The following is a 5,184-nucleotide window of genomic DNA, read 5'->3' as shown; positions in this document are numbered from 1 at the left end:
CTCGATAGTGTGTTTGTTTGTTTTTTATGCCTGTTTTTTGTTTTTGAGTGTTTTTGGTTGGGATTGCTGGCTGGCCTGGTTTGTTTGGTTGGTTGGTTTTTCTGGGCTTTAACGTTTTTGTTTTTGTTCGGAGAGTTTGATCCTGGCTCAGGACGAACGCTGGCGGCGTGCTTAACACATGCAAGTCGAACGCTGAAGGCCTGGCTTTTGTTGGGTTGGATGAGTGGCGAACGGGTGAGTAACACGTGAGTAACCTGCCCTCTTCTTTGGGATAACGCCCGGAAACGGGTGCTAATACTGGATATTCACTGGCCTTCGCATGGGGGTTGGTGGAAAGGTTTGTTCTGGTGGGGGATGGGCTCGCGGCCTATCAGCTTGTTGGTGGGGTGATGGCCTACCAAGGCTTTGACGGGTAGCCGGCCTGAGAGGGTGACCGGTCACATTGGGACTGAGATACGGCCCAGACTCCTACGGGAGGCAGCAGTGGGGAATATTGCACAATGGGCGAAAGCCTGATGCAGCGACGCCGCGTGAGGGATGGAGGCCTTCGGGTTGTAAACCTCTTTCGCTCATGGTCAAGCCGCAACTGTGGGTTGTGGTGAGGGTAGTGGGTAAAGAAGCGCCGGCTAACTACGTGCCAGCAGCCGCGGTAATACGTAGGGCGCGAGCGTTGTCCGGAATTATTGGGCGTAAAGGGCTTGTAGGCGGTTGGTCGCGTCTGCCGTGAAATTCTCTGGCTTAACTGGGGGCGTGCGGTGGGTACGGGCTGACTTGAGTGCGGTAGGGGAGACTGGAACTCCTGGTGTAGCGGTGGAATGCGCAGATATCAGGAAGAACACCGGTGGCGAAGGCGGGTCTCTGGGCCGTTACTGACGCTGAGGAGCGAAAGCGTGGGGAGCGAACAGGATTAGATACCCTGGTAGTCCACGCTGTAAACGTTGGGCACTAGGTGTGGGGGCCACCCGTGGTTTCTGCGCCGTAGCTAACGCTTTAAGTGCCCCGCCTGGGGAGTACGGCCGCAAGGCTAAAACTCAAAGGAATTGACGGGGGCCCGCACAAGCGGCGGAGCATGCGGATTAATTCGATGCAACGCGAAGAACCTTACCAAGGCTTGACATGCACGGCGGCACTGCAGAGATGTGGTGGCATTTGGTTGGTCGTGTGCAGGTGGTGCATGGTTGTCGTCAGCTCGTGTCGTGAGATGTTGGGTTAAGTCCCGCAACGAGCGCAACCCTTGCCCTATGTTGCCAGCACGTGATGGTGGGGACTCGTGGGGGACTGCCGGGGTTAACTCGGAGGAAGGTGGGGATGACGTCAAATCATCATGCCCCTTATGTCTTGGGCTTCACGCATGCTACAATGGTTGGTACAGAGGGTTGCGATACTGTGAGGTGGAGCGAATCCCTTAAAGCCAGTCTCAGTTCGGATTGGGGTCTGCAACTCGACCCCATGAAGGTGGAGTCGCTAGTAATCGCAGATCAGCAACGCTGCGGTGAATACGTTCTCGGGCCTTGTACACACCGCCCGTCACGTCACGAAAGTTGGTAACACCCGAAGCCCATGGCCTAACCGCGTTTGTGGGGGGAGTGGTCGAAGGTGGGATTGGCGATTGGGACGAAGTCGTAACAAGGTAGCCGTACCGGAAGGTGCGGCTGGATCACCTCCTTTCTAGGGAGCCCAGTTTTGTGGGGAACAATCAGCGTGCCTGTTGTGGGTGTGTTGGTTGTTTTCTTGTGCTCGCATGTGTTCATCACTGTTTGTTGGTGGTGGGTGTGGGTGCGTGTTTGGGTTGGGCATAAGAGTTTGAAGCGAATGAGCACACTGTCGGGTTCACGTTCAACACCGTGTGAGCGTCCGCCGGTGACGGTGGTTGCCCGCATAGCCTGCCTGGGCTTTGTGTGGTTTGGGTGTGGGTGTGTGTGGTGGGTTGTTTGTGATTTGTATAGTGGTTGCGAGCATATTTGTTCTGTACTGTTTTTTGTGTTTTGTTTAGTTTTGTTGGGCATTCGGTGGATGCCTTGGCATCAAGAGCTGATGAAGGACGTTGCGGCCTGCGATATGCCTCGGGGAGTTGGCGAGCGAGCGTTATTATCCGAGGGTGTCCGAATGGGGGAACCTAACCTGGGTTGTGCTGGGTTACCATCATCTGAACGTGTATAGGGTGGTGGGGGGAACGCGGGGAAGTGAAACATCTTAGTACCCGTAGGAGAAGATATTCCGTGAGTAGTGGCGAGCGAAAGCGGAGGAGGCTAAACCAGATGCGTGTGAGAGGCGGCGGCTGTTGCGTGTTTGGTGTTGTGGGGCCATGTTGGATCCTTCTGCCGGGGGGTCGCATTGCATGTTGTTGGGAGTTGAACAGTCTGGGATGGCTGACCGTAGAGCGTGAGAGTCGTGTAGGTGGACCGGTGGCGTGTGGTGTGGATGTGGTGCCCGAGTAGTGCGGGACTCGTGAAATCTCGTGTGAATCTGCCAAGACCACTTGGTAAGCCTAAATACTACTTGATGACCGATAGTGCATAGTACCGTGAGGGAATGGTGAAAAGTACCCCGGGAGGGGAGTGAAATAGTACCTGAAACCGTGTGCCTGTAAGCCGTCAGAGCCTTGTGGGGTGATGGCGTGCCTTTTGAAGAATGAGCCTGCGAGTTAGTGATACGTGGCGTGCTTAACCCGTGTGGGGTATGCGTAGCGAAAGCGAGTCTGAAAGATGGCGTTTGTCGCGTGTTCTAGACCCGAAGCGGGGTGATCTACCCATGGTCAGGTTGAAGCAGAGGTAAGACTGTGTGGAGGACCGAACCCACCAGGGTTGAAAACCTGGGGGATGAACTGTGGGTAGGGGTGAAAGGCCAATCAAACTCCGTGATAGCTGGTTCTCCCCGAAATGCATTTAGGTGCAGCGTTGCGTGGTCCCTGGTGGAGGTAGAGCTACTGGATGGCCGATGGGCCCTGTGGGTTACTGACGTCAGCCAAACTCCGAATGCCATTAGGTGTAGCGTGGCAGTGAGACTGCGGGGGATAAGCTTCGTAGTCGAGAGGGAAACAGCCCAGATCATCAGCTAAGGCCCCTAAGCGTGCGCTAAGTGGGAAAGGATGTGGAGTCGCGGTGACAACCAGGAGGTTGGCTTAGAAGCAGCCATCCTTGAAAGAGTGCGTAATAGCTCACTGGTCAAGTGGTTCTGCGCCGACAATGTAGCGGGGCTCAAGCGTACCGCCGAAGCTGTGGCAGCAACACGTGTGGCTGGCGCCAGTTTATTGGTTGTTGGTGTGTTGTTGGGTAGGGGAGCGTCCTGCATGAGGTGAAGCCTGGAGGTGACTTCTGGTGGATTGTGTGGGAGTGAGAATGCAGGCATGAGTAACGAATCTGCGGTGGGAATCCGCAGCGCCGATTGACTAAGGGTTCCAGGGCTAGGTTTATCCGCCCTGGGTTAGTCGGGTCCTAAGGCGAGGCCGACAGGCGTAGTCGATGGACAACCAGTTGATATTCTGGTACCAGGTTGTGACCGCCCATGCTGAGGTCATTGTGCTAACCAATTTGCCCGCGCCTCCACATAACCTTCGGGTTGCGTGGTGTGTGTGGGTCTTGGGGTCCCGGTGATGGTAGGCAAGCGTGTTAACAGGGGTGACGCAGACAGGTAACTGCAGTGCGCCGATGGTTGTGCGTATTTAAGGTTGTGGCCCGCCCTTCAGGTAAATCCGGGGGGCATTAGGGTGAGGACTGATGAGGGACACACGCGTGTGTGGACTTGTGGTGATCCTATGCTGCCGAGAAAAGCCTCGACGTGAGGGCATGACCTGCCCGTACCCTAAACCGACTCAGGTGGTCAGGTAGAGTATACCGAGGCGTTCGAGTGAATCGTGGTTAAGGAACTCGGCAAAATTCCTCCGTAACTTCGGGATAAGGAGGACCCCGTGACTTGCTCCCACCGTGCGTGGGTGTTGGGTTGTGGGGTCGCAGAGAATAGGGAGAAGCGACTGTTTATCAAAAACACAGGTGCGTGCGAAGCCGTAAGGCGATGTATACGCACTGACGCCTGCCCGGTGCTGGAAGGTTAAGAGGAACCGTTAACATTCTTTGTGGGTGTGAAGCGGTGAATTTAAGCCCCAGTAAACGGCGGTGGTAACTATAACCATCCTAAGGTAGCGAAATTCCTTGTCGGGTAAGTTCCGACCTGCACGAATGGCGTAACGACTTCTCCGCTGTCTCAACCGCGAACTCGGTGAAATTGCAGTACGAGTAAAGATGCTCGTTTCGCGCAGAAGGACGGAAAGACCCCGGGACCTTTACTATAGCTTGGTATTGGTGTTCGCTTGGACTTGTGTAGGATAGGTGGGAGACTGTGAAGCTGCCGCGCCAGCGGTGGTGGAGTCGTCGTTGAAATACCATTCTGGTTTAAGCGGTCACCTTAACCTTGGCCCGTGATCCGGGTTGGGGACAGTGCCTGGTGGGTAGTTTAACTGGGGCGGTTGCCTCCTAAAATGTAACGGAGGCGCTCAAAGGTTCCCTCAGCCTGGTTGGTAATCAGGTGGCGAGTGCAAGTGTACAAGGGAGCTTGACTGTGAGACCGACGGGTCGAGCAGGTGCGAAAGCAGGAACTAGTGATCCGGCCATGGCACGTGGGTGCGTGGTCGCTCAACGGATAAAAGGTACCCCGGGGATAACAGGCTGATCTTGCCCAAGAGTCCATATCGACGGCATGGTTTGGCACCTCGATGTCGGCTCGTCGCATCCTGGGGCTGGAGTTGGTCCCAAGGGTTGGGCTGTTCGCCCATTAAAGCGGTACGCGAGCTGGGTTCAGAACGTCGTGAGACAGTTCGGTCCCTATCCTCTGTGCGCGCAGGAAATTTGAGGAGGGCCGTCCCTAGTACGAGAGGACCGGGATGGACGAACCTCTGGTGTGCCAGTTGTACCGCCAGGTGCATGGCTGGTTAGCTACGTTCGGAAGGGATAACCGCTGAAAGCATCTAAGCGGGAAGCCTGCTCCAAGATGAGGTTTCCACGCCCCCCCCGTGGGGTGAGAGGCCCCCGCCAGACGAGCGGGTTGATAGGCCAGAGGTGGAAGCACCGCGAGGTGCTCGCGAGCCGACTGGTACTAATGGGCCAACACTAAACAACAAACACCCACACCACGCGTGCGGGTGCAACAACAAGCAGCGAACAATCAACTGCCGCAACCACTATACGAACC

2 rRNA genes are annotated in these 5,184 nt (G+C 55.8%); both read left to right on the top strand.

Going from position 1 to position 5,184, the window contains the following annotated elements:
- Positions 1-124 precede the first annotated feature (124 nt).
- Positions 125-1,668 (top strand): 16S ribosomal RNA (locus tag O3932_RS10350).
- Between the two features lie 318 nt (positions 1,669-1,986).
- Positions 1,987-5,111, top strand: a 23S ribosomal RNA gene (locus tag O3932_RS10345).
- Together the 16S and 23S rRNA genes form the textbook arrangement of a ribosomal RNA operon.
- The last annotated feature ends 73 nt before the right edge of the window (positions 5,112-5,184 follow it).

It is taken from the genome of Pauljensenia sp. 20925_1_25 (assembly GCF_041433955.1).
Classification (GTDB): domain Bacteria; phylum Actinomycetota; class Actinomycetes; order Actinomycetales; family Actinomycetaceae; genus Pauljensenia.
This window is presented reverse-complemented; position numbering and strand designations above follow the sequence as displayed.